The organism is Streptomyces sp. NPDC001315, from assembly GCF_042896175.1.
Taxonomy (GTDB): Bacteria; Actinomycetota; Actinomycetes; order Streptomycetales; family Streptomycetaceae; genus Streptomyces.
This window is the reverse complement of sequence record NZ_JBIAWZ010000001.1, coordinates 1013149-1039566: the sequence shown is the minus strand read 5'-3', so window position 1 is coordinate 1039566 and position 26418 is coordinate 1013149. Positions and strand designations below refer to the sequence as shown.

Here is a 26418-nt window from a genome sequence, read left to right as displayed (position 1 = left end):
CGCCGCCGGCTCCCCGGACCGGGGCGGGTGTCAGGACCCGGACAAAGCCTGCCGCACCACGTCGGGCTTGTTGGTGATGACGCCGTCGACGCCGTACCGGGCGACCGTCCGGGCGGTCGCCGCGTCGTTGACGGTCCAGGCGGCGACCTCCATCGGCCTGCCGTGCGGCCCCGTGAACGCGTGGACCAGGGACACATAGGTCCCGGACAGGGAACCGTACGAGGGGTTGATCTGGTCGGTGAACTTCGCGTACGCGGGCAGGTCCGCCACGGACGGGCTACCGAGGAATCCGGTCCTGACGCCAGGCTTCAGGTCATGGACGGTGCGCACGCTGTCCGCGCTGAAGCTCTGCACGATCAGCCGGCGGGCGAGGTGCTGCCGGTCGAGCCAGCCCTCGTTGCCGAGGAGCTTGAGGGTCTGCTGCTCGATGCCCGGGTACAACTGCGGATTCTTGATCTCCAGGAGCAGGTTCTGGTGGTTGTGCTCGACGCGGCGCATGTACTGCTTCAGTGTCGGCACGCGCGCGCCCGCGTAGGCGGGGCCGAACCAGCTTCCCGCGTCGAGGCGTGCGATCTCCGCGGCAGTGAAGTCCTTCACCTTCCAGGGGGAGCGGCCGGGGAAGACCTTCTTCACATTGGTCGTGCGCCGGAGGCTGTCGTCGTGGATCACCACGAGTTCGCCGTCCTTGGTGCGCTGGACGTCGTTCTCCACCCAGCCGATGCCCAGCTCGGCAGCCTTGTCGATGGCGGCCAGGGTGTTCTCGGGGGCGTAGGCGGAAGCGCCTCGGTGAGCGATGACCGAAGGCTGCCGGCTGGTGTGGGCCCGGGCGTCGGAGGCTGGGATCAGAAGGGTCAAGGTGGCCAGGAGCGCGGTGGTCATGGCGGCAACTGCGCGCGCGTACATGCGTACTCCTTGCATCGAGCGATCACGGACAGCTCAACTGTGACAGCAGAGAGTAGATAACGGCGTGTGTGCAGGATGGGCATGGATTGAATGGAGTTGCCCAAGTCCGCTCACTGTTACCGCACATCTGCGGCAAAGGCGTGTTTCTTTGCCGGAAAATCGTTCGACCATTCCGGTGGGAGTCATACTCTCTGCCTCAACCCTGACCGCTCCTGCGGTCCTGGGAGGGGGGCGCATTTCAGGAATTTCCGGGACGCAACAGGGCGGAAGGGCAGCCGCGCATGCAAGGCACGGTCGACGGATTCAGCTACGGGCTCGTCACACCGTTGGTGGCCTACCTCATGGCCTGCCTAGGTGGCGCCCTCGGCCTGCGCTGCACCACCAGAGCCCTGCTCGTCGCCCATTCCTGGCGCCCGGGCTGGCTCGCCCTCGGCTCGGCGGCGATCGGCTCCGGCATATGGACCATGCACTTCATCGCGATGATGGGCTTCTCGGTCGAAGAGGCGCCGATCCACTACGACAAAGCGACGACGTACGCCAGCCTCGGCGTCGCCATCGTCATGGTGGGCGTCGGGATCTTCATCGTCGGCTACAAGGGCGCCAGCGGAACGGCGCTGTTCACCGGGGGCACGATCACCGGCCTCGGCGTAGCCTCGATGCACTACCTCGGCATGGCCGGCATGCGCCTGAACGGGAAGCTGGAGTACAACACGCTCACCGTCGCCGCCTCCGTCGTCATCGCCATGGCCGCCGCCACCGCCGCCCTGTGGGCGGCGGGCCAGGTCCGCGGGCTGATGTGGAGCATGGGCGCGAGCCTCGTGATGGGACTCGCCGTCAGCGGCATGCACTACACGGGGATGGCCGCCCTCAGCGTCCACCTCCACGCCGCGCCCCACTCCACCTCCGGCGACTCGCCCGCGGCGCTGCTCGCGCCCATGCTGATCGGCCCGCTCGCCTTCCTCTGCCTCGCCGGCGTCGTCGTGGTGTTCGATCCGCTGATGATCATGGGGAAGTCCGACTGGGCCCCTGCCGAGCACAAGCCCGGTGTCCCGGCCCATCCCGCCGTCGAGCACACAGGCCGCCGCGTTCCGCTCCGCCCCCGCCGGGAGGCGGCACAACGCCGGTCCCGCACCCCGCAGGACCGCTGACCCGGCCCCGTTGTCAGTGGGGGGTCGTACGGTGGATCCATGCGGCCCGTTTCCAGCATCGAACGCACGGTGGCGCCCTTCGAGGTCGTCAGTCCCTACCAGCCCAGCGGCGACCAGCCGGCGGCCATCGCCGAGCTGGCCCAGCGCATCGAAGCCGGTGAGAAGGACGTCGTCCTGCTGGGCGCGACCGGCACCGGCAAGTCCGCCACCACGGCGTGGATGATCGAGAAGCTCCAGCGCCCCACGCTCGTGATGGCGCCGAACAAGACCCTGGCCGCCCAGCTGGCGAACGAATTCCGCGAGCTGCTTCCGAACAACGCGGTCGAATACTTCGTCTCGTACTACGACTACTACCAGCCCGAGGCCTACGTCCCGCAGTCGGACACCTACATCGAGAAGGACTCCTCGATCAACGAGGAGGTCGAGCGGCTGCGCCACTCCGCGACCAACTCGCTGCTCACCCGGCGCGACGTGATCGTGGTCGCCTCGGTCTCCTGCATCTACGGCCTCGGTACCCCGCAGGAGTACGTGGACCGGATGGTCCCGCTCAGGGTGGGCGACGAGATCGACCGGGACCAGCTGCTGCGCCGTTTCGTGGACATCCAGTACACGCGCAACGACATGGCGTTCACCCGCGGCACCTTCCGGGTCCGCGGCGACACCATCGAGATCTTCCCCGTCTACGAGGAGCTCGCCGTCCGCATCGAGATGTTCGGCGACGAGATCGAGGCGCTCTCCACCCTGCACCCGCTCACCGGCGAGATCATCAGCGACGACGAGCAGCTGTACGTCTTCCCGGCCTCCCACTACGTCGCCGGACCCGAGCGCATGGAGCGGGCCGTCAACGACATCGAGAAGGAACTGGGGGAGCGCCTGGCCGAGCTGGAGAAGCAGGGCAAGCTTCTGGAGGCCCAGCGCCTGCGGATGCGGACCACCTACGACATCGAGATGCTCCGCCAGATCGGCAGCTGCTCCGGCGTCGAGAACTACTCGATGCACTTCGACGGCCGCCTGCCCGGTTCCCCGCCGAACACCCTGCTCGACTACTTCCCGGACGACTTCCTGCTCGTCATCGACGAGTCCCACAACACCGTCCCGCAGATCGGCGCCATGTACGAGGGCGACGCCTCCCGCAAGCGCACCCTTGTCGACCACGGCTTCCGGCTGCCCTCCGCCCTCGACAACCGCCCCCTGAAGTGGGAGGAGTTCCAGGAGCGCATCGGGCAGACGGTCTACCTGTCGGCGACCCCCGGCAAGTACGAGCTCTCGCGCGCGGACGGCGTCGTCGAACAGATCATCCGGCCCACCGGCCTCATCGACCCGGAGGTCGTCGTCAAGCCCACCGAAGGGCAGATCGACGACCTGGTCCACGAGATCCGGGGCCGCGTCGAGAAGGACGAGCGCGTCCTGGTCACCACGCTCACCAAGAAGATGGCCGAGGACCTCACGGACTACTTCCTGGAGCTCGGAATCCAGGTGCGCTATCTGCACAGCGACGTCGACACCCTGCGCCGTGTCGAGCTGCTGCGCGAGCTGCGCTCCGGCGAGTTCGACGTCCTGGTGGGCATCAACCTGCTGCGTGAGGGCCTCGACCTGCCCGAGGTGTCCCTGGTGGCGATCCTCGACGCCGACAAGGAGGGCTTCCTGCGCTCCGGCACCTCCCTGATCCAGACCATCGGCCGCGCCGCGCGCAACGTGTCCGGCCAGGTCCACATGTACGCCGACAAGATCACCCCGGCGATGGAGCGGGCCATCGACGAGACCAACCGTCGGCGCGAGAAGCAGGTCGCGTACAACACGGCGAACGGCATCGATCCGCAGCCGCTGCGCAAGAAGATCAACGACATCGTGGCGCAGATCGCCCGCGAGGACGTCGACACCGAGCAGTTGCTCGGGTCGGGCTATCGCAAGGCGAAGAAGGACGGCCACGGCACCAAGGCCCCGGTGCCCTCTCTCGGCGGCAAGGCGGCCAAGGGCGCGAAGGCCGGCAAGTCCGCCAAGGGCAAGGAGACGGTGCCGACCGACCGTCCTGCGGCCGAGCTCGCCGAGCAGATCGAGGAGCTCACGGAGCGTATGCGCGCCGCTGCCGCGGACCTGCAGTTCGAGATCGCGGCCCGGCTGCGCGACGAGGTGTCCGAGATGAAGAAGGAACTGCGTCAGATGCGGGAGGCAGGCCTGGCCTGACCGCCCGCTCCGCCGGACCCTGGCGTAGCGCACTGTGTTGCAAGACCGACACAAAGTGCGGACCGGGGTTCGGCACTGTCAGTACCTCTGCGTAGGGTTCTGGGCAACCGCGGACTCCGCGGCAACAGGGGACAGTTCGAGAGGGGAAGAAGCCGTGACCGTCAACTTGACCAAGGGTCAGGCCATCAGTCTGCAGAAGAACGACGGGGGCAGCCTGACCGCGGTGCGCATGGGTCTCGGCTGGCAGGCGGCTCCCCGGCGCGGCCTGTTCGGCTCGCGCACCCGTGAGATCGACCTCGACGCCTCCGCCGTCCTGTTCGCGGACAAGCAGCCGGTCGACGTGGTCTTCTTCCGCCACCTGGTCAGCGACGACGGCTCGGTGCGCCACACCGGCGACAACCTCGTCGGCGGTGTCGGGCAGGGCGGTGACGACGAGGCCGTCCTCGTCGACCTGCAGCGCGTCCCGGTCCACATCGACCAGATCGTCTTCACCGTGAACTCCTTCACGGGCCAGACCTTCCAGGAAGTGCAGAACGCGTTCTGCCGTCTGGTCGACGAGACCAACGGCCAGGAACTCGCCCGCTACACGCTGGCGGGCGGCGGCGCCTACACGGCTCAGGTCATGGCCAAGGTGCACCGGTCCGGCCCGGGATGGTCGATGACGGCCCTCGGCGCCCCGGCCAACGGCCGCACCTTCCAGGACCTGATGCCGGCGATCCTGCCGCTTCTGTAAGCGGCGGGCGAGCGGCACGAGACGACACGGCGACACAGGGGGACGAAGGCGATGACGGCCGAGCTGGTGCGGGGGCAGAACCACCCGCTCTCCCAGGTCCGTCTGGAGATCCGGGTCTCGGCCGGCACGCCGCTTGTGGCCGGCGCCACGCTCGGCGACGAGCACGGCAGGATCCACGGCGTCGAGTGGGTGGCCCACCCCGGCGCCCCCGCTCTGCCCGGGCTCGAGGTCTCCCGGCAGGTGGCCGCCGATCATCACCTGGCGGTGGACCTGGCCGCCATGCCGGAGGTCGTGCACCGCGTGAACGTGCTCCTCGCCCTGCCGGACGGCGCCGGCGGCCCCGCCCGCTTCGGCGCCGTCGCGGCGCCCTTCGTCGCCGTCACCGGTCTGGACGGCACCGAGGTCGCCAGCTACACCGTCACCGGGCTGGACGTCGAGTCGGCCGTCGTCGCCCTGGAGCTCTACCGTCGGCAGGGCGCCTGGAAGGTGCGTGCCGTCGGCCAGGGTTACGCGGGCGGCCTCGCCGAGCTCCTCACCGACCAGGGCCTGCCCGAGGCCCGGCAACTCGCGGCCGGTATCGACGAGGCGGTGGCCCAGGGCCTGGCCCGCTCGGTCCAGGCGCCCTCGCCGCGTATGGCGGACGGTGACCGGGCCCGGCAGCCGGCGGCCCGCGGCCCGGAGCACGGCGGCACCGCACTCCAGGGCGCCACCGGCCCCGTATCGCCGCAACCCGTGCCCCAGCACGGAGTGCAGGACCCGTACGGCCCCCAGGAACCCGGCGCCCCAGGGCAGTCCGGGCCGCAGCCCGCGTATCCGGGAGATGCCGCGTCGACCGGTCCGTCCGCCGACCGTCCCTTCCCCGCGCCGGCTGAGCCCACCACCGTCGCTCCTCCCTCCGCGCCGACCACTCCCTCGGCCGTGTCCTCCGCCGCGCCGAACGATCCAGCGGCTGTGACCTCGCCCTACGACGACCCTTCTGCCGCAGCCGGTCCGATCAACTACAGCCATCCCCGTCGGCAGAACGCCGCTCCACCGCCGCTTCCGCCGACCGCACCCCCGGCCCCGCCCGGGCAGCCCGCGCGGCCTGTCGCGGGCGACGCGACCGGCTGGTCGATGGACGAGCGGCTCTACAACCAGGTGTGGGGCATGTTCGAGGACCTGGCCCGCACCACGGCCGCGTATCGCAGTGCCGTCGACTTCGCCGACGCCCGCAGGGACAAGGAACTCGACCAGGTCCTTTCCGACCCGCGCAGCCGGATCGGTGGACAGGGTGACGCCGCGCGCGAGGCGGCCCGCGCCAAGCACGCTCAGCTCGTCGACCAGGCCGGACAGGCCCTGGACCGGGACCTCGTCCAGCTGACCGCCGAGGCCGAGGTCGTCGAACCCGCCCTGCCGCCGGCGTACGCCGGCTGGGACAGCTCCGTCTGGCACGACTACCGCGTGCCGATGGAGATGCCCATGGCCCTGCGCATCGGCGACCTCCATCTCCCCGAGGCGCCCCGATTGCGCATTCCGATGCTGGTCAGGCTGCCGCTGGAGCGCGGTCTGTGGATCGACGGCGGACAGGCCGGATCGTTCGACGGGTCGTTCGCCGACGCTCACGAACTGCGGCACCTCGCGATGGAGACGGCGGTGGCGCTCGCGGCCCGGCTGCTCGCGGTGCACCCGGCGGGCGAGTTCACCGTGCATGTGATCGACCCGGCCGGTTCGGCGGCGCAACCACTCGCGCCGCTGGCGCAGACCGGCGTGCTCGCGTCCCCGCCCGCCGTCGGCGCCGCGGGGGTGGCGAATGTCCTGGGACGGCTCACCCAGCGTGTGGACCTGGTGCAGATGGCGGTGCGTGGAGGCGCGGCCGACTCCCTGCCGCCCGGCTTCGACACCTCCCAGCAGCTGCTGGTCGTCAACGACTTCCCGCATGGTTTCGACGACCGTGCCGTGACACAGCTGCGCTACCTGGCGGACGAGGGCCCGTCCGTCGGCGTCCACCTGATGATGGTGGCCGACCGTGAGGACGCATCCGGTTACGGTCCGTTGCTGGACCCGTTGTGGCGTTCGCTGCTGCGGCTCACTCCGCTGCCGGACGATCACCTCGCCGACCCGTGGGTCGGGCACGCCTGGACGTACGAGCCCTCGCTCGTGCCACCGGGCGGCCAGATGCTCCGTAACGTGCTCACGCAGGTGGCTGCGGCCCGTCGCACCTGGCACGAGTGACGGCCTCCCGCGGTTTTACCAAGCATACGTAAAGGCATGTGACCAGGGTATTTGGTCTTTCTTTTGCCAATCGCTTTACCTTTCTTTGGTGATTGGGGTACTGTCTTCCATACGGAGGGGAGTACTCCCTGTCTGCTGCGGCGTACCCGTCAATACGGATCAGGTCAGATCCCGGGGCGTCGGCCCGTGTGGCTGCGGAGCGTCAAGAGCGCCGCAGCCCGGGGTGGAAGAGACCTCCGGCAGCGCGACGACGCTGACTACTTGCCGTTACGTACTGCCGGAGGCGCAGTGGATGTTTCCCTGACCCTGTGGGTCCTGACCATCGCGGGCCTTGCCGCCCTGATCGCGGTCGACTTCTTCATCGGCCGCAAGCCGCACGACGTGTCCATCAAGGAAGCGGGCATCTGGACGATCGTCTGGATCACCCTGGCCGGACTCTTCGGCCTCGGCCTGCTCCTCTTCGGCGGCGGTCAGCCCGCCGGCGAGTTCTTCGCGGGCTTCATCACCGAGAAGTCGTTGAGCGTCGACAACCTCTTCGTCTTCGTCCTGATCATGGCGAAGTTCGCGGTGCCGACGCAGTACCAGCAGCGAGTGCTCCTCGTCGGCGTGCTCATAGCCCTGGTCCTGCGGGCCATCTTCATCGCCGCGGGCGCCGCGATCCTCGCCAGCTTCGCGTGGGTCTTCTACCTCTTCGGCGCCTTCCTCATCTGGACCGCCTGGAAGCTGATCCAGGAGGCCCGGGCCGACCAGGACGACGAGGAGTTCGAGGAGAACAAGCTGCTCAAGGCCGCCGAGCGCCGCTTCGGTGTGGCCGACCGCTATCACGGCACCAAGCTGTGGATCCAGCACAACGGCAAGCGGGTCATGACCCCGATGCTGGTCGTGATGCTCGCGATCGGTACGACGGACGTGCTGTTCGCGCTCGACTCCATCCCCGCGATCTTCGGCCTGACCCAGGATCCGTACATCGTCTTCACGGCCAACGCGTTCGCGCTCATGGGCCTCAGGCAGCTGTACTTCCTCATCGGCGGCCTGCTGAGGAAGCTGGTCCACCTCTCCTACGGCCTGTCGATCATCCTGGGCTTCATCGGTGTGAAGCTGGTGCTGCACGCGCTGCACGAGTCCGGGGTCCACGTCCCGGAGATCAGCATCCCGGTCTCGCTCGGGGTGATCTGCTCCGTCCTGATCGTCACCACGATCACCAGTCTGCGGGCGTCCCGGAAGCAGACGGCGGCCGAGACGGCGCAGGCCGGCAGCGAAGGCGCTCCGAAGGACAGCATCGACGTCTGACCGCGTGGGCGTAGGCACAACCACCACCATGGGGAGGGTGCGCGGCGAATTGCCGGCACCCGCCCCCGGTGGACCGAGGGCATCGACGAGATGCGGGCGCGGGCAACGGAGGCGGGAGCGATCATGTCCCAGAAGTCGCGGAATGCGAAGTCGGATCGTCTCTGCGACGATCGCGCCATGATCGCTCTGCGCAGGTCGCTCACCACGCAGTGGACGTCTTTCGTACCGGTGGTCGCGGTCGTTCTGCTCGTCCTCACCTGGGGGCGCCACCTGCCGGGCGTGGTGGTCGCGCTGGTCACGGTGGTCCTGGCCGGGGCCGTGTTGGCCGCGGTGCACCACGCCGAGGTGGTCGCCCACCGGGTGGGTGAACCGTTCGGTTCCCTGGTGCTCGCCGTCGCCGTCACGATCATCGAGGTCGCCCTGATCGTCACCCTCATGGTGGACGGCGGGGACAAGAGCTCGACCCTGGCCAGGGACACGGTCTTCGCTGCCGTGATGATCACCTGCAACGGCATCGTCGGCCTGTGCCTTCTCGTCGCCTCGCTGCGCCACGGCACGGCGATCTTCAACCCCGAGGGCACCGGTGCCGCCCTCGCGACCGTCGCCACCCTGGCCACGCTCAGCCTGGTGCTGCCCACGTTCACCACGAGCAGGCCGGGCCCCGAGTTCTCGGGCGTACAGCTCACCTTCGCCGCGCTGTCCTCGCTGATTCTGTACGGCCTGTTCGTGGCGACCCAGACAGTGCGACACCGCGACTACTTCCTGCCGATCACCCGGCAGGGCGGGGTGATCAACCAGGACGACCACGCGGAGGCGCCGTCCCGCCACACCGCCCGGATCAGCCTGGGGCTGCTGGGCCTCGCCCTGATCGGAGTGGTGGGCCTCGCCAAGGCCGTGTCACCGACGATCGAGTCGGGCGTGGAAGCCGCCGGGCTGCACCATGCCGTCGTCGGTGTGATCATCGCGCTGCTGGTGCTGCTTCCCGAGACCATCGCCGCGCTGCGGTCCGCCCGTCGCGACCGGGTGCAGACCAGCCTCAACCTCGCGCTCGGTTCGGCGATGGCCAGCATCGGCCTGACCATCCCCGCGGTCGCCCTGGCGTCCGTCTGGCTCTCCGGCCCGCTCGTCCTCGGCCTCGGCTCGACCCACATGGTGCTGCTCGTGCTGACGGTGGTGGTGAGTTCGCTGACCGTGGTGCCCGGCCGGGCCACACCGCTCCAGGGCGGCGTCCATCTGGTGCTCTTCGCCGCTTACCTGGAGCTGGCGATCAATCCATAACCGGCTCCCCGCCTGTCCTTAAGGTCAGCGATCAGGCATCACGGGTTCTCCCGCGCGTCCGGAAGCCGAGGATCGGTCCGTCACGGGCTGCCGCAGGCCGGAGACACGGTTCTGCCGCGGGCGGAGGCGGTGATCAATCCATGACCGGTTTCGCCGTCGGCACCCGCACCGGCCGGGTCTCCGGCAGCAGCGCGAAGCAGCCGAGGCTGAGCAGGGCGATTCCCGTCAGATAGGCACCGACGCCCCACGGGACCCGCCCGCCGTGTTCGGCGAGTGCCGTCGCCACGATCGGCGTGAGCGCGCCCCCGACGACGCCGCCGAGGTTGTAGCCGACCGCGGCGCCGGTGCACCGCACCCGTGGCTCGTACAGCTCCGGCAGATAGGCGGCGATCACGGCGAACATCGTGACGAACGCGATCAACGCGCCCAGGGAGCCGAGGAACATCAGCAGTGGCTCACCGGTGGCCAGGAGCGCAACCATCGGGAACATCCACAGGGCGGAAGCCGCGCACCCGGCCAGGCACAGCGGCCGCCGCCCGAAGCGGTCGCCCAACACCGCCACCAGCGGCGTCAGCGCGCCCTTCACCACCACTGCGGCCATGATGCACGCCAGCATGACCGTACGGCTCACCCCGAGTCGTTCCGTCGCGTAGGCGAGGGACCAGGTCGTCACGGCGTAGAAGATGGCGTACCCGGCCGCGAGCGCACCTGCCGTGAGCAGCACCAGCCGCCAGTGGTCGCGTGCGACCTCGGCGAGCGGCACGCGCGCGTGGTCGTCGATTTCGAGGAAACGGGGACTCTCGGTGACCGACGAGCGCAACCACAGTCCCGCCACGGCCGGCACCCCCGCCACCCAGAACGGCACCCGCCACCCCCACTGGGCGAACTGCGCGTCGGACAGCGTCGCCGACAGGACCAGCATCACGCCGTTGGCCAGTACGAAGCCCACCGCGGGCCCGACCTGCGGGAAGCTCGACCACAGCCCGCGCCGTTCCGCAGGCGCGTGTTCCGCGGTCAGCAGCACGGCCCCGCCCCACTCCCCGCCGAGCCCCAGCCCCTGGAGGAACCGCAGGACGAGGAGCAGTACGGGAGCGGCCACGCCGATCGTGTCGTACGTCGGCACACAGCCGACCGCGACCGTCGAGGCGCCCGTCAGCAACAGCGACACGACGAGCACCGGACGGCGGCCGCGTCGGTCCCCCACGTGACCGAACAGCACGGATCCCAGCGGCCGCGCCACGAAGCCCACGCCGAACGTACCGAAGGCGGCCAGTGTCCCCGCCAACGGCGAGAACGTCGGGAAGAACAGGGGTCCCAGGACCAGCGCCGCGGCGGTCCCGTAGACGAAGAAGTCGTAGAACTCGATGGCCGTCCCGGCGAGCGAGGCGGTCGCGAGCCGCAGCATGCCGGGTGTCCTTACGGTGCGTACATCGTGCATGCCGCGTCAACTACCCATGGTGACAGCTGGTTACGGGGGCGCGCGGGGGTGATCGTGGTTCGGCGGCACCGTGATAGACCGGGTCCGAACGGCGTTCCCGAGGGACGGACCGCCCCTCGCGAACGCACCGCCCGAACGGACCGGAGGAACCGTGCCCCGCACCCTGGCCAACGCCCCGATCATGATCCTCAACGGCCCCAACCTGAACCTTCTGGGGCAGCGCCAGCCGGAGATCTACGGCTCCGACACGCTCGCCGACATCGAGGCCCTGTGCGTCAAGGCGGCGGCCGCGCACGGTGGCACGGTGGACTTCCGCCAGTCCAACCACGAGGGCGAGCTGGTCGACTGGATCCACGAGGCACGGCTGAACCACTGCGGGATCGTGATCAATCCGGCCGCCTACTCGCACACGTCCGTCGCGATCCTGGACGCACTCAACACCTGTGACGGCCTGCCGGTGCTGGAGGTCCACATCTCCAACATCCACAAGCGCGAGGCGTTCCGGCACCACTCGTACGTCTCGCTGCGCGCCGACGGCGTCATCGCGGGGTGCGGGGTGCAGGGCTACGCGTTCGGGGTGGAGCGGGTCGCCGCGCTGGCCGGCGCGGCACAGACCGACGCGTAGCCCTGCGGAGCTACAGGCGGCCCGCCTCCACGATCCGCCGCAGGAAGCGCTGCGTGCGCTCCTGCTGCGGGTCGCCGAAGACCTGCGCCGCGGTGCCGCGCTCCAGCACCACACCTCCGTCCAGAAAACAAACCTGGTCGGCGACCTCGCGGGCGAAGCCCATCTCGTGGGTGGCCAGCACCATGGTCATGCCGTCGTCCTTCAGGTCGCGGACGACGTTGAGGACCTCGCCCACGAGCTCGGGATCCAGGGCCGCGGTCACCTCGTCGAGGAGCAGCAGCCGGGGGCGTACGGCCAGGGCGCGCACGATCGCCACACGCTGCTGCTGGCCCCCGCTCAGCCGGTCGGGGTACTCCCCGGCCCTGGCGGCCAGCCCGAGCCGCTCCAGCAGCTCCCTGGCCCTCTCCTCGGCCTCCGCGCGGGACACGCCGTGCACCCGGCGCGGGGCGAGCGTGATGTTCTCCAGGACCGTCATGTGCGGAAACAGGTTGTACGCCTGGAAAACCACGCCGATACGACGGCGTACCGCGTCCTGATCCGCGCGCGGGTCGCTGATCTCCTCGCCGTCCAGCCAGATCGCACCGTCGTCGATGTCCTCCAGGAGGTTCGCGCACCGCAACAGCGTGGACTTGCCGGAGCCGGAGGCGCCGATCAGCGCGGTCACCGTGTGCGGGGCGACCTCCAGGTCGATGTCCCGAAGGACGACCGACCCGCCGAACGTCTTGCGGACGGCCTCCATCCGCAGCACCGGAGCGTGGTCGCTCATATGGCTCCTCCCTGGGCCCGCTGACGGTCCATCCTGGCCGTCACCCAGTCCGTGAAGCGGGTCATCGGGATGGTCAGTGCCACGAAGACCAGGCCCGCGACGATGTAGGGCGTGTAGTTGAGGCTGCGGCCCACGATGATGTCCGCGGCCCGTACGGCGTCGATCGCGCCGCCGATGGACACGAGCCCGGTGTCCTTCTGGAGCGACACCAGGTCGTTCAGCAGCGGCGGCACCTGGCGGCGCACCGCCTGAGGCAGCACGACGTACCGCAGGGCCTGTCGGTTGTTCAGGCCGAGCGAGCGGGCCGCGGCGCGCTGCGAGGGGTGGACGGACTCGATGCCGGCGCGGAACACCTCGGCCACGTACGCCGAGTACGTCAGGGTGAGTGCCGTACCGCCCAGCAGCACCGGGTCGACGGTCACACCCTGCAGACGCAGCGCCGGAACGCCCAGGACCACGATCATCAGGTTGATGATCAGGGGGAGCCCGCGGAAGAAGTCGGTGTACGCGGCCGCCAGGAACCGCAGCGGGAAGAACACCGGGCCGCGCAGGGTCCGCGCGATGGCGATGACCATGCCCAGGACCAGCACGGCGGCGCCACAGACGAGCAGCAGCCGGACGTTCAGCCACAGCCCTTCGAGGACTTTGGGGAACGCCTCGCGCGCGTACTGCCCGTTGAGGAACGTCTCCTTGGTGCGCGGCCAGCCGGGCGCGCTGACGACGACCAGGTAGAGGACGACGCCCGTGACCAGGGTCGAGAGCGCGGCGATCGCCGTGGCGCGACGGGCCCGGACACGCTTGAAGCGCTCGCGCTCCAGCCGCCGCTGCGACGGCGTGTACGCGTCACCGGCCCCCGGTGCGCCATCCCTGCCGTCGCCCGGCCTGTCACCGTTGTCGTCCGCGTCCTCCTGGCCGGACTCCTCCTTCGTGAACGTCACTTGAGCACCGGGGCGTCGACGGCGTCGGAGAGCCACTCCTGCTCGAGCTTCGCCAGCGTCCCGTCCTTGCGCAGGGCGTCCACGGCGCCCGTCACGCAGGAGGTGAGCGCGCTGCCCTTGTCGAGCACGAGCCCGAACTGCTCCGCAGTGCCCGTCCGGTTCTCGAACTGGCCAACGATCTTCGCGTCGGTCACCTCGGCCGCCGTGATGTAGAAGGCGGTGGGCAGGTCGGTGACGACGGCGTCGACCTGACCGTTCTTCAGAGCGGACTTGGCCTGGTCGTTCTTGGCGTACACGGCGGCGGCCTGCTTCGGCTTCACCACGTCGTCGATGTAGTCGAGGCTGGTGGTACCGACCTGGGCGCCCAGTTTGACGTCCTTCAGGTCCGCGATGCTCGTGGCCTTCGCCGCCTTGGAGCCCTTGAGCGCGATGACGGCCTGGCGCACGTCGTAGTAGCCGGAGGAGAAGTCCACCGCCTTCTGGCGCTCGGCGCTGATGGACACCTGGTTGATGTCGAAGTCGAAGGTCTTCTCACCGGGCGCGAACGCCTTGTTGAAGGGGACGCTCTGCCACACGACGGCGTTGCTGTCGTAGCCGAGCTGCTTGGCCACGGCGTACGCGACCGCCGACTCGAAGCCCTTGCCGCTCGCGGGCTTGTCGTCCTTGAACCACGGCTCGTACGCGGGCTCGTCGGTGGCGATCGTCAGCTTGCCCGACGTCTTCGTGGCCAGTCCGCCCTTGGCGCAGGCGTTCGCGCTCGAACCGGAGGGCTTGGCAGCAGCGTTCTCCTCCGGCTGCGGAGCACAGCCGACGGCGGTGGCGAGCAGGGCTACGGTGGCGCCGGCGACGGCGCGGCGCAGAACACGAGGGGAGAGGCGCATGGCGGGAGATTGGCAGCGAAAGCCGCGTTTGTCGACGTCACGACGGCAGTTGTTCGCATAGTGGGAACGGGTGTTGCGTTCTTGTGAACAAGCGCGGTGCGGCTCGCCTGGGCCGCCGGTCGAGGGCGGGGATCGAGAGGCCGGCGGCCCGTACCGCGCAGGAGCCGTCATCCTGTGCAGGGCTGCTGCCAGTTGACACCGCGACCACGCACGCCGGGAGCGCGCGTATGGCGTCGGCGCGTGCACACGATTCACACGGGGCGCGCGTTCAGTGGCCTGCGCTCCCCGTGTGCCGTGGATTCACCACCCCCGCATCGAGGGTTCACCACCCCTGTATACGGAGGGTATTCAACTGTTGGGGGTTTGACTTAAGCAGGCTGGTTGATGCTGCTTCGCGTCATGGGGGCGGTTCCTTGGACTCTGCCACCCGTTTCCTCCTGCCTGGTAGCGGTTTCCGCTGTTACATGGCGAGGCCGTGTCCTTGTGTGATAGTCGCTCGTTAGGTCGATCGGAGTGCCGGGAGCGGTCGTTCCGGCGGGGCCGACCGGGATCGTGCGGGGGAATGGGGGTGGTGGGGGTGGCTAAGTTGATGGCGACGGCCACCTGTACCGCCTTTGCTGGTGTGCTGGAGGGCAGCGGTGAGCGGGTCGGGCAGGGCGTGCTGTTCGAACGGGTGGGTTTCCTGGCGGAGTTGAGCCGGGAGCTGACGGGTGCTGTGGTGGCTTCCCGGTGGGACGAGGCCTGTCTGGATGTGCTGGCCGGCGGGGTGGACGGGCGGGGTGAGGCGCTGCCGTCCAAGGGGTGGATGGCGCTGCGCCGCCTGGGCTGGCCGCAGGACCTCACGCCCCCGGCCGGGGTGTATGTGTCGGACCGGGTGCGCCGCGGCGCGGAGGAGTACGCGGCCAGGACGCTGCGGCTGGCCCTGCACCGGCGCAGCATCGTGAGTGCGGTCCTGGCCACCTGGCCCGCCGATCCGCGGCGGCGCAGTGAGGAGGAGTGGGCGGCGCTGCGGGGACTGCTGCCCGCCGGGGTGAGCGGTGCGGAGATCCGTAACCGCACCCGCCAGATCCGCGCCTACCTGTCCGAACATGGGAAGCTTCCGGCCGGACTGTGCGCCTTGGAGGGGCCGCCGCGGGTGGCTGCGGTGGTGTTGCTGGCGGCGATGGACCGTCAGCAGGTCACCCTTGCGCGGGTGGATGAGGCCACCGCCCGGCTGCGTCTCAAGCTGCCGCTGTGTGCGGCTCCTGCCTCGGGCCGTGACTGGGCCTGGCACGTGATCGACATCCGGCTGCCCGGCACCGTCCCCCCGGACGCGGTGCTGCACACCCCCAGCCTGCGCCCCACCCCCCAGGGCCGGATCGCCGTCGACCTGCCGCACTCGAGGCCCGCCCCACCCGTCAAGGCGAGCGGGCATACCGTGGCCGTCGGCTTCGACTGGGGCGTCAACACCCTCCTCACCGGCACACTCGGCCGCCTCACCGGCACAGGACCAACCCGGCGGGTCCTCACCGACGGCCGGCCCCTCATCTTCGACGCCACCACGGTCAGCGCCGCCCTGCACCGGCTGCGCGGCGTGCGCGAGCACCTCGCCGCCAAGCGCGATCACTACCGGGCCCTCGCGGACGGGCTGGGCTCCCCGCACCTTCGCTGGGGTGAGTACCTCGACCGGGCGCGGGCGCTGGAGGTCGAGCACGGGCGGGTGTGTGCCCGGATCCGGCACCTGAACAACGCGCTGGCCTGGGCGGCGGCCCGCTGGGCCGTCGACCAGGCGACAGCGCTCGGCGCGAGCGTCCTCTACCTCGAAGACCTCACCACCCTGGAAGCCCGCGGCCAACGGCGCGGCAACGCCCGCCTGTCCGGACAGGTACGCGGCACGGTGGCCGACGCGATCCGGCATCTGGGTGCGCGGGCGGGCATCGCGGTGGTCACCGTCCCGGCCCGCGGCACCTCCAAGCTGTGCCCCGGCTGCCTCGGCAAACTCACCCACCACCCCGCCCCCGACCGGCTGGGCGAGCGCGGCTGGAAGTGGGCGCACTGCACCGGCTGCGGACTGTCCATGGACCGCGACCGTGCCGCCGCCCGCCGGATCGTCTCCCGCGGCCTGCTCGCCCAGACCCACACCACCACCGACCGCACCACCGGGACCCGCACCATCCGCACCACTGTGGACGGCACCGTGGCCCTGGTGAGGCGTCCGAAGAAGACCACCCGCCGCCTGCGCCGCCAACGCCAAACAGAACAGGCACCGCCCCGCCCCAACAGCCCGAAGACCAAGACCAGCCCGGGCAAGGGGCGCCCCACCCCCAACAGACCCACCCGCCCCGGCACCAAGACGCCCCGCGCGCCCGAGGGCGGGTCCCGGACTCGAAGACTTCCCGCCGTGTGCCCGATGTGCGTACGGTCCCCGCCACCACCCCCACCCGGGTGGTCCAGCGTCCGGCGGGGCATGACACCCCGGCACCAGCCCCCACCGGGCCGGTGCCAGGTCATGGAGTACCCGCCCACGCCCAGGCAGAAGGAGACCTTCTTCCCTCCGGACGCAGGCGGTTCTCACGCAGAACCTGTCGACGACGCACCCGCGCCGCCGAGCGGACCGGCTTCCACCACCTGCACGCCACCCCGGCCCACCCCCTCACCCCGAGGATCGGACCACCGGACAGCGACCGCACACGGCCACGCCGCGCCCGAAAAGCCCGGAAACCCCAGGCACACACAGAGTTCTAGAGACGCTTCACCATCCTCGCGCGTGCCACTCGGGCAGACGCGGGCGCTCCGCGCCCAGCGTGGTGTCGTTGCCGTGTCCCGGGTAGACCCAGGTCTCGTCCGGGAGGACGTCGAAGATCTTCGTCTCGACATCGTGGATCAGACTGGCGAAGGCCTTCGGGTTCTTGAAGGTGTTGCCCACGCCGCCCGGGAAGAGACAGTCCCCCGTGAACACGTGCGGGTGCCCGTGCGGGTCGTCGTAGACGAGGGCGATCGAGCCCGGCGTGTGCCCGACCAGATGGCGCGCGGTGAGCTCCACGTGCCCCACCCGGATGGTGTCGCCGTCGTCGACCAGGACATCGGTCGGCACAGGGATGCCTTCGGCGTCGTCCCGGCCGGCGTAGGTACGGGCGCCGGTGCCCGCGACGACCGCGGCGAGCGCCTGCCAGTGGTCGCCGTGCCGGTGGGTCGTGACGACGGACGCGATGCCGTCGTCGCCGATCATGCCGAGCAGCGTGTCCGCGTCGTTGGCCGCGTCGATCAGCAACTGCTCGTCGGTGGCTCGGCAGCGCAGCAGATAGGCATTGTTGTCCATCGGGCCGACCGCGATCTTGGTGATCATCAGGTCCTTGAGTTCGTGCACGTCCGCCGGGCCGCCGACCGTCACCTGTCCGCTGTACGTCATGGCGGTCAGCCTATAGCGGGGGAGCGGCCCGAGGGACGCCCGTGTCCTACAACGGAGGGAGCGTCGGCAGCGTGCCTCCCACCACCGTCAGCCCGGACCCGTCACGCCGCCCCGCGAGCCAGCCGAGCAGGTCGGCCCGCGAGCCGGTGACGGTGACCTCGGGCTCGGTCGCGTCCCTGCCGGTGCGCCACGCGTGCGTGCCGTCGGTGATCCGGGTGGACGGCACATCGGGGTGCCCGGTGAACCGCGCGACCAGGAAGTCGATCTCCCGCTCCGTGAACTCCGCCGACAGATCCTCCAGCTCGTACCCGATCCCGAGGTCCACGTGGTGCAGCTCGACCTCGACCCATCGCCGGAAGGGCACCCGGGCCGCGACGTCGGTGACCCCGTTGCGCAGCTCCACCGTGCGCGACCAGTCGGCCGGGGCGGCCCCCGCCTCCTGGAAGCGGGCCGCGCTGTCGCGCAGGTCGGCGAGCTGGACGTCGAGAGGGCGGGGCGCGTCCCGCTCGATGTCGGCGTCCCGGGCGTCGGCGGAGGCGTACATGGGGCGCCCCTCGAGGACGTCCACGAGCGCGTCCGCGTTCCGGGCGAGGTGGGCGAGGACGTGGCCGCGGCTCCAGCCGGGCAGGCGTGACGGCTCGGCCACGGATGCGTTGTTCACTTCGGCGGCTGCGTTGAGCAGCTGGTCGGTCGCGTCACGTACAGAGGCCAGGTCACGTGCGTGATCAATCATGGGGCCGACCCTAGCCCCGCCACTCCTTCGGGTGAAGGAAGCGGGACGGGACCGCAAATCGAATGCACGTGCTATATGGTCGAGTGCGGCGTCGGGCATGCTGGATGGTCGGGGATTGTTATGCGACCTGGGAATCCGACCGGCGTTGTCAGTGGCTCCCCCTAGTCTGAGAAAGCACAGGGGCCCGCCCCTGTCACTTCTCTCAAGAAAGGTGCGGACCGGCGTGGCCGACCGTCTCATCGTCCGTGGCGCGCGCGAGCACAACCTGAAGAATGTCTCGCTCGACCTCCCACGAGACTCGCTCATCGTCTTCACGGGCCTGTCGGGGTCGGGCAAGTCCTCGCTGGCCTTCGACACGATCTTCGCCGAGGGCCAGCGCCGTTACGTGGAGTCGCTCTCCTCGTACGCTCGGCAGTTCCTCGGCCAGATGGACAAGCCGGACGTCGACTTCATCGAAGGCCTGTCCCCGGCGGTCTCCATCGACCAGAAGTCGACCTCGCGCAACCCGCGCTCGACGGTCGGCACGATCACCGAGGTCTACGACTACCTCCGGCTGCTCTTCGCGCGCATCGGCAAGCCGCACTGTCCCGAGTGCGGCCGGCCGATCTCGCGCCAGTCGCCGCAGGCCATCGTCGACAAGGTCCTGGAGTTGCCGGAGGGGAGCCGCTTCCAGGTGCTGTCGCCGCTGGTGCGCGAGCGCAAGGGCGAGTTCGTCGACCTGTTCGCCGATCTCCAGACCAAGGGTTACAGCCGCGCGCGCGTGGACGGCGAGACCATCCAGCTCTCCGACCCGCCGACGCTGAAGAAGCAGGAGAAGCACACCATCGAGGTGGTCGTCGACCGCCTCACGGTGAAGGACTCCGCGAAGCGCCGCCTCACCGACTCCGTGGAGACCGCGCTCGGCCTGTCCGGCGGCATGGTCGTGCTCGACTTCGTCGACCTCCCCGCGGACGACCCCGAGCGCGAGCGCATGTACTCGGAGCACCTGTACTGCCCGTACGACGACCTGTCCTTCGAGGAGCTCGAGCCCCGCTCCTTCTCCTTCAACTCACCCTTCGGCGCCTGCCCCGAGTGCACGGGCATCGGCACGCGCATGGAAGTCGACCCCGAGCTGATCGTCCCGGACGAGGACAAGTCCCTCGACGAAGGTGCCATCCACCCCTGGTCGCACGGGCACACCAAGGACTACTTCGGCCGGCTGATCGGCGCCCTGGCGGACGCGCTCGGCTTCCGGACGGACATCCCCTTCGCCGGTCTGCCGCAGCGCGCCAAGAAGGCCCTGCTCTACGGCCACAAGACGCAGATCGAGGTCCGCTACCGCAACCGGTACGGGCGCGAGCGTGTGTACACGACCCCCTTCGAGGGCGCCGTCCCCTTCGTCAAGCGCCGGCACAGCGAGGCCGAGAGCGACGCCAGCCGCGAGCGCTTCGAGGGCTACATGCGCGAGGTGCCCTGCCCCACCTGTGAGGGCACCCGACTGAAGCCGATCGTCCTCGCGGTCACGATCATGGAGAGGTCGATCGCCGAGGTCTCCGCGATGTCCATCAGCGACTGCGCGGACTTCCTGGGCGAGCTCAAGCTGAGCGCCCGCGACAAGAAGATCGCCGAGCGGGTGCTGAAGGAGGTCAACGAACGGCTCAAGTTCCTGGTCGACGTCGGCCTGGACTACCTCTCGCTGAACCGCGCGGCCGGCACGCTCTCGGGCGGCGAGGCGCAGCGCATCCGCCTGGCCACCCAGATCGGCTCCGGACTCGTCGGCGTCCTCTACGTTCTCGACGAGCCGTCCATCGGCCTGCACCAGCGCGACAACCACCGGCTGATCGAGACCCTGGTCCGGCTGCGCGACATGGGTAACACGCTCATCGTCGTCGAGCACGACGAGGACACCATCAAGGTCGCCGACTGGGTCGTCGACATCGGTCCCGGCGCGGGTGAGCACGGCGGCAAGGTGGTGCACAGCGGCTCTCTGAAGGAGCTGCTCACCAATGCCGAGTCGCAGACCGGGCAGTACCTGTCCGGCAAGAAGGCCATCCCGGTCCCGGACATCCGGCGCCCGCTCGACCCGTCCCGGCAGCTCACCGTGCACGGCGCCCGCGAGAACAACCTGCAGGACATCGACGTGTCCTTCCCGCTGGGCGTGTTCACCGCGGTCACCGGTGTCTCCGGCTCCGGCAAGTCGACTCTGGTCAACGACATCCTCTACACGCACCTGGCCCGCGAGCTGAACGGCGCGAGAAGCGTGCCCGGGCGGCACACGCGCGTGGACGGCGACGATCTCGTCGACAAGGTCGTGCACGTCGACCAGTCGCCCATCGGCCGCACCCCGCGGTCGAACCCGGCGACGTACACCGGTGTCTTCGACCACGTCCGCAAGCTGTTCGCGGAGACGACCGAGGCGAAGGTGCGCGGCTATCTGCCCGGCCGCTTCTCCTTCAACGTCAAGGGCGGCCGCTGCGAGAACTGCGCGGGCGACGGCACGATCAAGATCGAGATGAACTTCCTCCCGGACGTGTACGTCCCGTGCGAGGTCTGCCACGGCGCCCGGTACAACCGGGAGACCCTGGAGGTCCACTACAAGGGCAAGTCCATCGCCGACGTGCTGAACATGCCGATCGAGGAGGCGATGGACTTCTTCGAGGCCGTCCCGTCGATCGCCCGCCACCTCAGGACGCTGAACGACGTAGGTCTCGGCTACGTCCGGCTGGGCCAGTCCGCCACCACCCTGTCCGGCGGTGAGGCGCAGCGCGTGAAGCTCGCCAGCGAACTCCAGCGCCGCTCCACCGGGCGCACGGTGTACGTCTTGGACGAGCCGACCACCGGTCTGCACTTCGAGGACATCAGCAAGCTGCTGACGGTCCTGTCCGGGCTGGTCGACAAGGGCAACACGGTCATCGTCATCGAGCACAACCTCGACGTGATCAAGACCGCGGACTGGGTCGTCGACATGGGGCCCGAGGGCGGCGCCGGCGGCGGCCTCGTCATCGCCGAGGGCACGCCCGAGCAGGTCGCCGGGGTTGCGACCAGCCACACCGGCAAGTTCCTGCGCGACATCCTCTCCGCCGACCGGATCAGCGACGCCATTCCGGCGCAGGCCTCGCGTCGGACGGTGGCCAGGAAGACGGTCGCGGCCAAGTCGACCGCGAAGAAGACGGCCACGGTCAAGACGGTCACGGCAGCCAACAACACGGCGACGAAGAAGGCGGCCGACGCCACGAAGAAGGCCACGCCGGCGAAGAAGACGGCGCGAGCCCGCAAGGCCTGAGCCGGTCGGCCACGCCGTCGAAGAAAGCCGAAGAAGGCTCAAGAAGTACGGAAAACACGTGCGCCCCGCGGGAACTCCCCGCGGGGCGCCGTCCCTTGTCGCCCCGCTCGACGCCCCTACAGCCGGCCCAGTTCAGAGGCGTACGGCGGTTCCGCGCCCGCCCGGGAGCAGGTGATCGCGGCCGCGCGTGCCGCGAACCTCAGCAGCCGGGTCCAGCTGTCGGTGCCCATGGCCGCGAGCGCCTCCGAGGAGAGCGCGTCCTGGGTCGACAGGCCATGCAGCAGGGCCGCGTTCACTGTGTCTCCGGCGCCGATGGTGTCGACGACGTCGACCTTCTCGCCCGGCACGGAGTGCACCCCGCCGGCCCGGGTGAAGACGGTGAGTCCGTCGCCGCCCAGCGTGATCACAACGGCCGACGGCCCGGCCGCAAGCCACTCGCGTGGGGTGCCACCCAGCCAACGGGCGTCTTCTTCGGAGACCTTGAGGAGCGAGACCGACGGCAGCCAGCTTTTGAAGCGGGCCCGGTAGGCGTCCGCGTCCGGAATCAGTCCCGGCCGGATGTTCGGGTCGAGCGTGGTGAACAGACCCTGCGCGGCCGAGGCGCGCATCAACTCCTCATAAGCGCTCGCGCCCGGTTCGAGGACCAGCGAGCAGGTCCCGAAGGACACCGCGCGAGCCCCGCCGGGCAGCCGGTTCGGAACCGTGAACAGTCGGTCGGCGGTGCCTTCGACGTAGAAGGAGTAGGCGGCCGAGCCGTTCGCGGCGATCGTGGCGGCGGCCAGGGTGGTCGGCTCCGTACCGCGCTGTACGGCCGACACGTCCACGCCCGCCTCGCGCAGCCCGTCGAGCAGGGCCTCACCGAAGGCGTCGTACGAGGTGCGGGAACAGAAGGCCGTGGGGGAGCCGAGCCGGCCGAGGGCCACGGCGGTGTTGTAGGGGCCGCCGCCCAGCGTCGGCTTCAGGTTCGCCAGGGCGCCGGGGCCCTGCGGTACCAGGTCGATCAGTGCCTCACCGGCGACGACGATCACGAGTCGGTTCCTTTCTCGGGCTGCTTCGGATGCTCGGCGCAGCCGCACGAGGTGCGGTGGACGAAGGTGCAGGGGAGCCGGACGGTCCGGGCGGGGCGGTCCGGCGCGGCGAGGCGTTCCAGGAGCACCCGTACCGCCTGGGCGCCGATGTCCTTGCTGGGCTGGGCGATCGCGGTGAGCCGGGGCGAGAACAGGTCCGCCCAGGCGAAGTCGTCGAAGCAGCACAGCGCGATGTCCTCGGGTACGGACAGGCCGCGCTCACGCAGGGCGCGTAGCGCCCCGATGGTCATCGCGTTGTTGGCGGTGACGAGGGCGGTGGGCGGCGCGGCGAGGGAGAGCAGGGTTGCGGTGGCACGCTCGGCGGCCTCGGTCGTGGAGCCGCCGTGTGCGACGAGCCGTTCGTCGTGGGGAAGCCCGGCGGTGGCGAGGCCGTGGCGGTAGCCGGCGATCCGTTCGCTGGTGGTGCCGAGCCCCGGCGGGCCCGCGACCAGGGCGATCCGCCGGTGGCCGAGGCCCGCGAGATGGGTGACCAGCCGGGTCACGGGCCCGGTGTTCTCCGCGCAGACCTGGTCGAAGCGCGGGGCGCCGTCCGCGGGGACGTCGACCACCCGGTCGAGGAAGACGGTCGGCACGTGGTGGCGCGTGAGGTAGGCGACGAGCTCACCCGGCTTCGCGGACGGTGCGACGATCATGCCGTCCACGCGCCGCTCGTGCAGGAGCTGGACGACCTTGCGCTCGTGTTCCGGATCGTCGTGCGGGTCGGCGATGAGCAGGCTGTAGCCATGCTCCAGGGCGCCGGTCTCGACACCCTGGAAAATCTCGGTGAAGTACGGGTTGCTGATCGCCGACACCGCGAGCCCGATGGACCGGGTGCGGGAGGTCACCAGGGAGCGGGCGAGGGTGTTGGGCGTGTAGCCGAGTTCGTCGATGGCGTCCAGGACGGCCTGGCGGGTGTGGGGCAGCACCGGGCGGGTGTCGTTCAGGACGTGCGAGACGGTCGCGACGGACACACCGGCGGACCGTGCGACGTCAGCCATGGTCGGCATCGCGTCCCCTTCTGGGTCGTCTACCCGGCCGTCCACTCCGGCCGACTGTCCCTGCCGTCTGCCCGGCCGTCCGTCCGGCCGTCCGTCCGGCTGTCCGTCCCGGCTGTCCGCCCGGCCGTCCACCTGGGCCGTCTGCCTTGGCCATCCACCCTGGCCGTCACGTGGGCCTTCCATGGGCCGCAGTGGGCCCTTCGGCCGGGAACGTACCCCATCCGGCGCGCTGACGTAAACGCTTGCGCAAACGTTTGCGTCAGACGCCCCCGTACCGATCCGGAATGAGCGCCCCCGTTAGGGTCAACAAGCACCGCCCGCTGACACATGGAGTTCCTCATGCCTGGCCGTCCCGTCCCGAGCCGCCGCACCCTCCTGCGAGGGGCGGCCGTCGTGCCCGTCGCCGGTTTCGGCCTCGCCGCCTGTTCGACGGGGCAGGCCTCGCACGCCGGCCCGACCGCGCCCGTCGAGGTCGGTGCCGAGAGCGAGATCGCCAAGGGGAGCGCCAAGCTGTACCGGGACCACAACGTGGTCGTCGGCCGACGCGACGACGGCACCCTCAAGGCGTACAGCACGATCTGCACGCACGCGTTGTGCCCCATCAACAAACTGGAGGGGACGACCCTCGTCTGCCCCTGTCACGGCAGTAGGTTCGACGCCCTGACCGGCGAGGTGCTGCACGACCCGGCCACCGTGCCGCTGAAGGAGCTGCCGGTCGAGGTCAAGGGCGGCAGGATCGTCGCCGGGCCGGAGGCCTGATCGGCGGTCGGGCCGAGCGCCCGGTCGCTCACTCCCAGTCCCACCCGATGCCGACGATCCCCGAGCGCACCCGGGGTTCGACGAGGTGTACCGAGCGGTGCCGCCGGCTGAGCGCCAGCTCCTGACGGCCGCTGCGCGGGGCCGCCGCCGAGTGCTGGGTGAACCGGTGGCAGCGTATCGGCAGCGCGTGTTCGTCGAAGCGCACCTCGAGGGCGTACTGGCCGCCCGCCATGCCGGCCTCGCGGACGTACTCGCGGGAGGCGTCGGCCGTGCCGTCCTCGACGCCGTAGCGGAAGAGGAACGTATCGCCGGAGCGCAGCCGGGTGTCGAAGAGCAGCTCAGCCACGAGTACACCGGTGTCGCGGTGCCAACGGACACGGCCCGTACGGCAGTTCTCCAGGGCCTGCACCGCCATACGTTCCGGTGCGCATCCCTGGTCGCCGTGGTGGACGGCCACGAAGCGGTCGACGCCGTCGCGGTGGGCGCGCACGATGTGGTGCGACTCGCGTCCCAGGAGCTCGCGGCGCGCGCCGATCCGTACCCGCTCGTGGTGTCCAAGGGTGTGCAGCCCGCTGTCGAGCGGGCACTCCAGCTCGGTCAGCAGCTGTTCCAGGACTCCCGAGGCCGCGACGAGGGAGCGGTAGGAGCGGGACGAAGACCGGTCGCCGAGGGTGCCTTCGTCGGGTTCGGCGAGCAGCCGGATCAGTGACTCCTCGGGGAGTTGCAGTATCTCCTCGAGCGCCCGGACGGCGCGCAGCGACTCGGGGCGCTGCGGGCGGCGGGCGCCCTGCTGCCAGTAGCTCAGGCTCGTGACGCCGACCTTCACTCCGTAGCGCGAGAGATGGTGTTGCACGCGTTGCAGCGGCAGTCCACGGGCCGCGATCGCGGCGCGCAGGGCGACGTGGAAGGGGCCGCCTCGCAGGGCCGTGTCCAGTTCCGCGGCGGCGACGTCGAGGGCGACGTCCGCGTGCTGTGTGGCGTGCGGCATGCAGGGGCCTTTCTGTGAAGGTCACAACGGCTGGTCAGACCGTTCGCGGGGGGTGATCGGGGCCACCCCGTCGGCGTGGGGAGCCTTCACATCCGTACGCCGTCGTTCATGGCCCCGAGTTCCCCCGCATTGAAGCGTGTTGACCAAGTCCCGACAACACCTGACGCCCGACCGCGGCACACTCCTGGCCGAGTCCGCACTGCGACATTTCAGGTCCTCCGTGGCGTCGGCGCCGTAACCGTTCCGCCGTCCAGCACGTCCTTGATCGCGCGCACCGACAGCACCGACTTGTGCAGGAACCCGCGCGCGAGGCCGGCCGCGATGAGCTCCTCGGAGTTCTTACGGGAGCGTCGTCGAGATGATGACCACCGCGGGTACGTCGGCGACACCGAGCCGGGCGCTGTCATCGACGCTGGGACAGCGCATCGACAGGGACCTGGCGCCCACGACGGTCACCCGCCAGAGCGGGCCGGTCCGGGAGCGTGCGCTGTCCGGCGTCCGACATGGCCTGACATGGCCGATGCCGGCCACATGGCCGGGGCCGCGGAGCCTGACCGCCGTCCCGTCGACGGCCGAGAGCGGGCGATGCGCCCCAGATCACTCCGGCAGCGCTCCGCGCGCCTGCGCACGATCTTCCGCGGCCTGATCACGATCCTCCGCCCCAGCGGAGCCGGAAGCGCCGGCGACGCCGGTCCCGAGGGCCGCCACCGCCGGGGCACGGGGACGCCGCCGGCCGGCTCCCGGCGGGCGGCCGACCGCACCCGGACGTCCCGGACGTCCCTGGCGTTGTCCACAGCATCGCCGGTGTGTCACTGCGCGCCAGTAGGG

The 26418-nt window shown here is 70.2% G+C and carries 20 protein-coding genes and 1 pseudogene; 10 read left to right on the top strand and 11 right to left on the bottom strand.

Annotated features, from left to right (window positions below):
- Positions 1-30: 30 nt before the first annotated feature.
- Positions 31-903, bottom strand: a complete 873-nt coding sequence (locus ACFY16_RS04570; protein ID WP_390645579.1) for a glycerophosphodiester phosphodiesterase — start codon at positions 901-903, stop codon at positions 31-33.
- A gap of 281 nt (positions 904-1184) precedes the next feature.
- Between ACFY16_RS04570 and ACFY16_RS04565 the strand changes: the two genes are divergently transcribed.
- From ACFY16_RS04565 to ACFY16_RS04540, 6 genes are all read left to right on the top strand, one after another.
- The gene (locus ACFY16_RS04565; RefSeq protein WP_390645578.1) at positions 1185-2051 is read left to right on the top strand and encodes an MHYT domain-containing protein; all 867 of its coding nucleotides are present in this window, start codon (positions 1185-1187) and stop codon (positions 2049-2051) included.
- Positions 2052-2090: 39 nt separating this feature from the next.
- Positions 2091-4235, top strand: a complete 2145-nt coding sequence (gene uvrB, locus ACFY16_RS04560) for an excinuclease ABC subunit UvrB (protein WP_390645577.1) — start codon at positions 2091-2093, stop codon at positions 4233-4235.
- Positions 4236-4389: 154 nt separating this feature from the next.
- Positions 4390-4968: a TerD family protein gene (locus tag ACFY16_RS04555; RefSeq protein WP_390645576.1), complete on the top strand. Its 579-nt coding sequence runs from the start codon at positions 4390-4392 to the stop codon at positions 4966-4968.
- 51 nt (positions 4969-5019) lie between these two features.
- The gene (locus tag ACFY16_RS04550) at positions 5020-7179 is read left to right on the top strand and encodes a TerD family protein (protein WP_390645575.1); all 2160 of its coding nucleotides are present in this window, start codon (positions 5020-5022) and stop codon (positions 7177-7179) included.
- Between the two features lie 288 nt (positions 7180-7467).
- Positions 7468-8469 (top strand): TerC family protein, encoded by a 1002-nt coding sequence (locus tag ACFY16_RS04545; RefSeq protein WP_390645574.1) that lies wholly within the window; start codon positions 7468-7470, stop codon positions 8467-8469.
- Between the two features lie 177 nt (positions 8470-8646).
- Entirely contained in the window at positions 8647-9747 is a 1101-nt protein-coding gene (locus ACFY16_RS04540; RefSeq protein WP_390645573.1) for a calcium:proton antiporter, read from the top strand.
- Positions 9748-9880: 133 nt separating this feature from the next.
- On the opposite strand, the gene ACFY16_RS04535 is transcribed toward ACFY16_RS04540, so the two are convergent.
- Positions 9881-11152: an MFS transporter gene (locus ACFY16_RS04535; protein ID WP_390645572.1), complete on the bottom strand. Its 1272-nt coding sequence runs from the start codon at positions 11150-11152 to the stop codon at positions 9881-9883.
- A gap of 184 nt (positions 11153-11336) precedes the next feature.
- On the opposite strand from ACFY16_RS04535, the gene aroQ reads away from it, so the two are divergent.
- On the top strand, positions 11337-11810 hold the full coding sequence (gene aroQ, locus ACFY16_RS04530) for a type II 3-dehydroquinate dehydratase (protein ID WP_390645571.1): 474 nt from the start codon (positions 11337-11339) through the stop codon (positions 11808-11810).
- A 10-nt stretch (positions 11811-11820) separates the two neighbouring features.
- Here the strand turns inward: aroQ and ACFY16_RS04525 are convergent, their stop codons facing one another.
- The 3 genes from ACFY16_RS04525 to ACFY16_RS04515 are packed head-to-tail and all read right to left on the bottom strand — an operon-like array spanning position 11821 to position 14395.
- A complete protein-coding gene (locus ACFY16_RS04525; protein ID WP_390645570.1) occupies positions 11821-12576 on the bottom strand; it encodes an amino acid ABC transporter ATP-binding protein in 756 nt (251 codons plus the stop codon).
- Entirely contained in the window at positions 12573-13514 is a 942-nt protein-coding gene (locus tag ACFY16_RS04520) for an amino acid ABC transporter permease (protein ID WP_390645569.1), read from the bottom strand. The genes ACFY16_RS04525 and ACFY16_RS04520 overlap by 4 nt, the downstream gene beginning before the upstream one ends.
- A complete protein-coding gene (locus ACFY16_RS04515; RefSeq protein WP_390645568.1) occupies positions 13511-14395 on the bottom strand; it encodes an ABC transporter substrate-binding protein in 885 nt (294 codons plus the stop codon). Before ACFY16_RS04515 ends, ACFY16_RS04520 begins: the two co-directional genes overlap by 4 nt.
- A 562-nt stretch (positions 14396-14957) precedes the next feature.
- Between ACFY16_RS04515 and ACFY16_RS04510 the strand changes: the two are divergent.
- Positions 14958-16478 (top strand): annotated as a pseudogene (locus ACFY16_RS04510) (zinc ribbon domain-containing protein); the annotation flags it as partial.
- Positions 16479-17126: 648 nt separating this feature from the next.
- Here ACFY16_RS04510 and ACFY16_RS04505 read toward each other — a convergent pair.
- Positions 17127-17783, bottom strand: coding sequence for an MBL fold metallo-hydrolase (locus ACFY16_RS04505; RefSeq protein WP_390646092.1), 657 nt, complete (start codon positions 17781-17783; stop codon positions 17127-17129).
- Positions 17784-17829: 46 nt separating this feature from the next.
- Entirely contained in the window at positions 17830-18516 is a 687-nt protein-coding gene (locus ACFY16_RS04500; RefSeq protein ID WP_390645567.1) for a maleylpyruvate isomerase family mycothiol-dependent enzyme, read from the bottom strand.
- 223 nt (positions 18517-18739) lie between these two features.
- Between ACFY16_RS04500 and uvrA the strand changes: the two genes are divergently transcribed.
- Positions 18740-21778, top strand: a complete 3039-nt coding sequence (uvrA, locus tag ACFY16_RS04495) for an excinuclease ABC subunit UvrA (protein WP_390645566.1) — start codon at positions 18740-18742, stop codon at positions 21776-21778.
- Positions 21779-21894: 116 nt separating this feature from the next.
- On the opposite strand, the gene ACFY16_RS04490 is transcribed toward uvrA, so the two are convergent.
- The gene (locus ACFY16_RS04490) at positions 21895-22806 is read right to left on the bottom strand and encodes a carbohydrate kinase (protein WP_390645565.1); all 912 of its coding nucleotides are present in this window, start codon (positions 22804-22806) and stop codon (positions 21895-21897) included.
- On the bottom strand, positions 22803-23852 hold the full coding sequence (locus ACFY16_RS04485) for a LacI family DNA-binding transcriptional regulator (protein ID WP_390645564.1): 1050 nt from the start codon (positions 23850-23852) through the stop codon (positions 22803-22805). The genes ACFY16_RS04490 and ACFY16_RS04485 overlap by 4 nt, the downstream gene beginning before the upstream one ends.
- 330 nt (positions 23853-24182) lie before the next feature.
- Here ACFY16_RS04485 and ACFY16_RS04480 point away from each other — a divergent pair, with 330 nt between their 5' ends.
- Complete coding sequence (locus ACFY16_RS04480) at positions 24183-24602, top strand: Rieske 2Fe-2S domain-containing protein (RefSeq protein WP_390645563.1); 420 nt, start codon at positions 24183-24185, stop codon at positions 24600-24602.
- A 28-nt stretch (positions 24603-24630) separates the two neighbouring features.
- On the opposite strand, the gene ACFY16_RS04475 is transcribed toward ACFY16_RS04480, so the two are convergent.
- Together ACFY16_RS04475 and ACFY16_RS04470 are read right to left on the bottom strand one after the other, a co-directional pair.
- Positions 24631-25590, bottom strand: coding sequence for a hypothetical protein (locus tag ACFY16_RS04475; RefSeq protein WP_390645562.1), 960 nt, complete (start codon positions 25588-25590; stop codon positions 24631-24633).
- 209 nt (positions 25591-25799) lie between these two features.
- Complete coding sequence (locus ACFY16_RS04470) at positions 25800-25997, bottom strand: hypothetical protein (protein ID WP_390645561.1); 198 nt, start codon at positions 25995-25997, stop codon at positions 25800-25802.
- Between the last annotated feature and the right edge of the window lie 421 nt (positions 25998-26418).

Coding starts and splice junctions, on each gene's coding strand:
- ACFY16_RS04570 (WP_390645579.1), bottom strand. CDS start 903: ATGTACGCGCGCGCAGTTGCCGCCATGACCACCGCGCTCCTGGCCACC.
- ACFY16_RS04565 (WP_390645578.1), top strand. CDS start 1,185: ATGCAAGGCACGGTCGACGGATTCAGCTACGGGCTCGTCACACCGTTG.
- uvrB (WP_390645577.1), top strand. CDS start 2,091: ATGCGGCCCGTTTCCAGCATCGAACGCACGGTGGCGCCCTTCGAGGTC.
- ACFY16_RS04550 (WP_390645575.1), top strand. CDS start 5,020: ATGACGGCCGAGCTGGTGCGGGGGCAGAACCACCCGCTCTCCCAGGTC.
- ACFY16_RS04540 (WP_390645573.1), top strand. CDS start 8,647: ATGATCGCTCTGCGCAGGTCGCTCACCACGCAGTGGACGTCTTTCGTA.
- ACFY16_RS04535 (WP_390645572.1), bottom strand. CDS start 11,152: ATGCTGCGGCTCGCGACCGCCTCGCTCGCCGGGACGGCCATCGAGTTC.
- ACFY16_RS04525 (WP_390645570.1), bottom strand. CDS start 12,576: ATGAGCGACCACGCTCCGGTGCTGCGGATGGAGGCCGTCCGCAAGACG.
- ACFY16_RS04515 (WP_390645568.1), bottom strand. CDS start 14,395: ATGCGCCTCTCCCCTCGTGTTCTGCGCCGCGCCGTCGCCGGCGCCACC.
- ACFY16_RS04505 (WP_390646092.1), bottom strand. CDS start 17,783: ATGACGTACAGCGGACAGGTGACGGTCGGCGGCCCGGCGGACGTGCAC.
- ACFY16_RS04500 (WP_390645567.1), bottom strand. CDS start 18,516: ATGATTGATCACGCACGTGACCTGGCCTCTGTACGTGACGCGACCGAC.
- ACFY16_RS04485 (WP_390645564.1), bottom strand. CDS start 23,852: ATGCCGACCATGGCTGACGTCGCACGGTCCGCCGGTGTGTCCGTCGCG.
- ACFY16_RS04480 (WP_390645563.1), top strand. CDS start 24,183: ATGCCTGGCCGTCCCGTCCCGAGCCGCCGCACCCTCCTGCGAGGGGCG.
- ACFY16_RS04475 (WP_390645562.1), bottom strand. CDS start 25,590: ATGCCGCACGCCACACAGCACGCGGACGTCGCCCTCGACGTCGCCGCC.
- ACFY16_RS04470 (WP_390645561.1), bottom strand. CDS start 25,997: ATGACAGCGCCCGGCTCGGTGTCGCCGACGTACCCGCGGTGGTCATCA.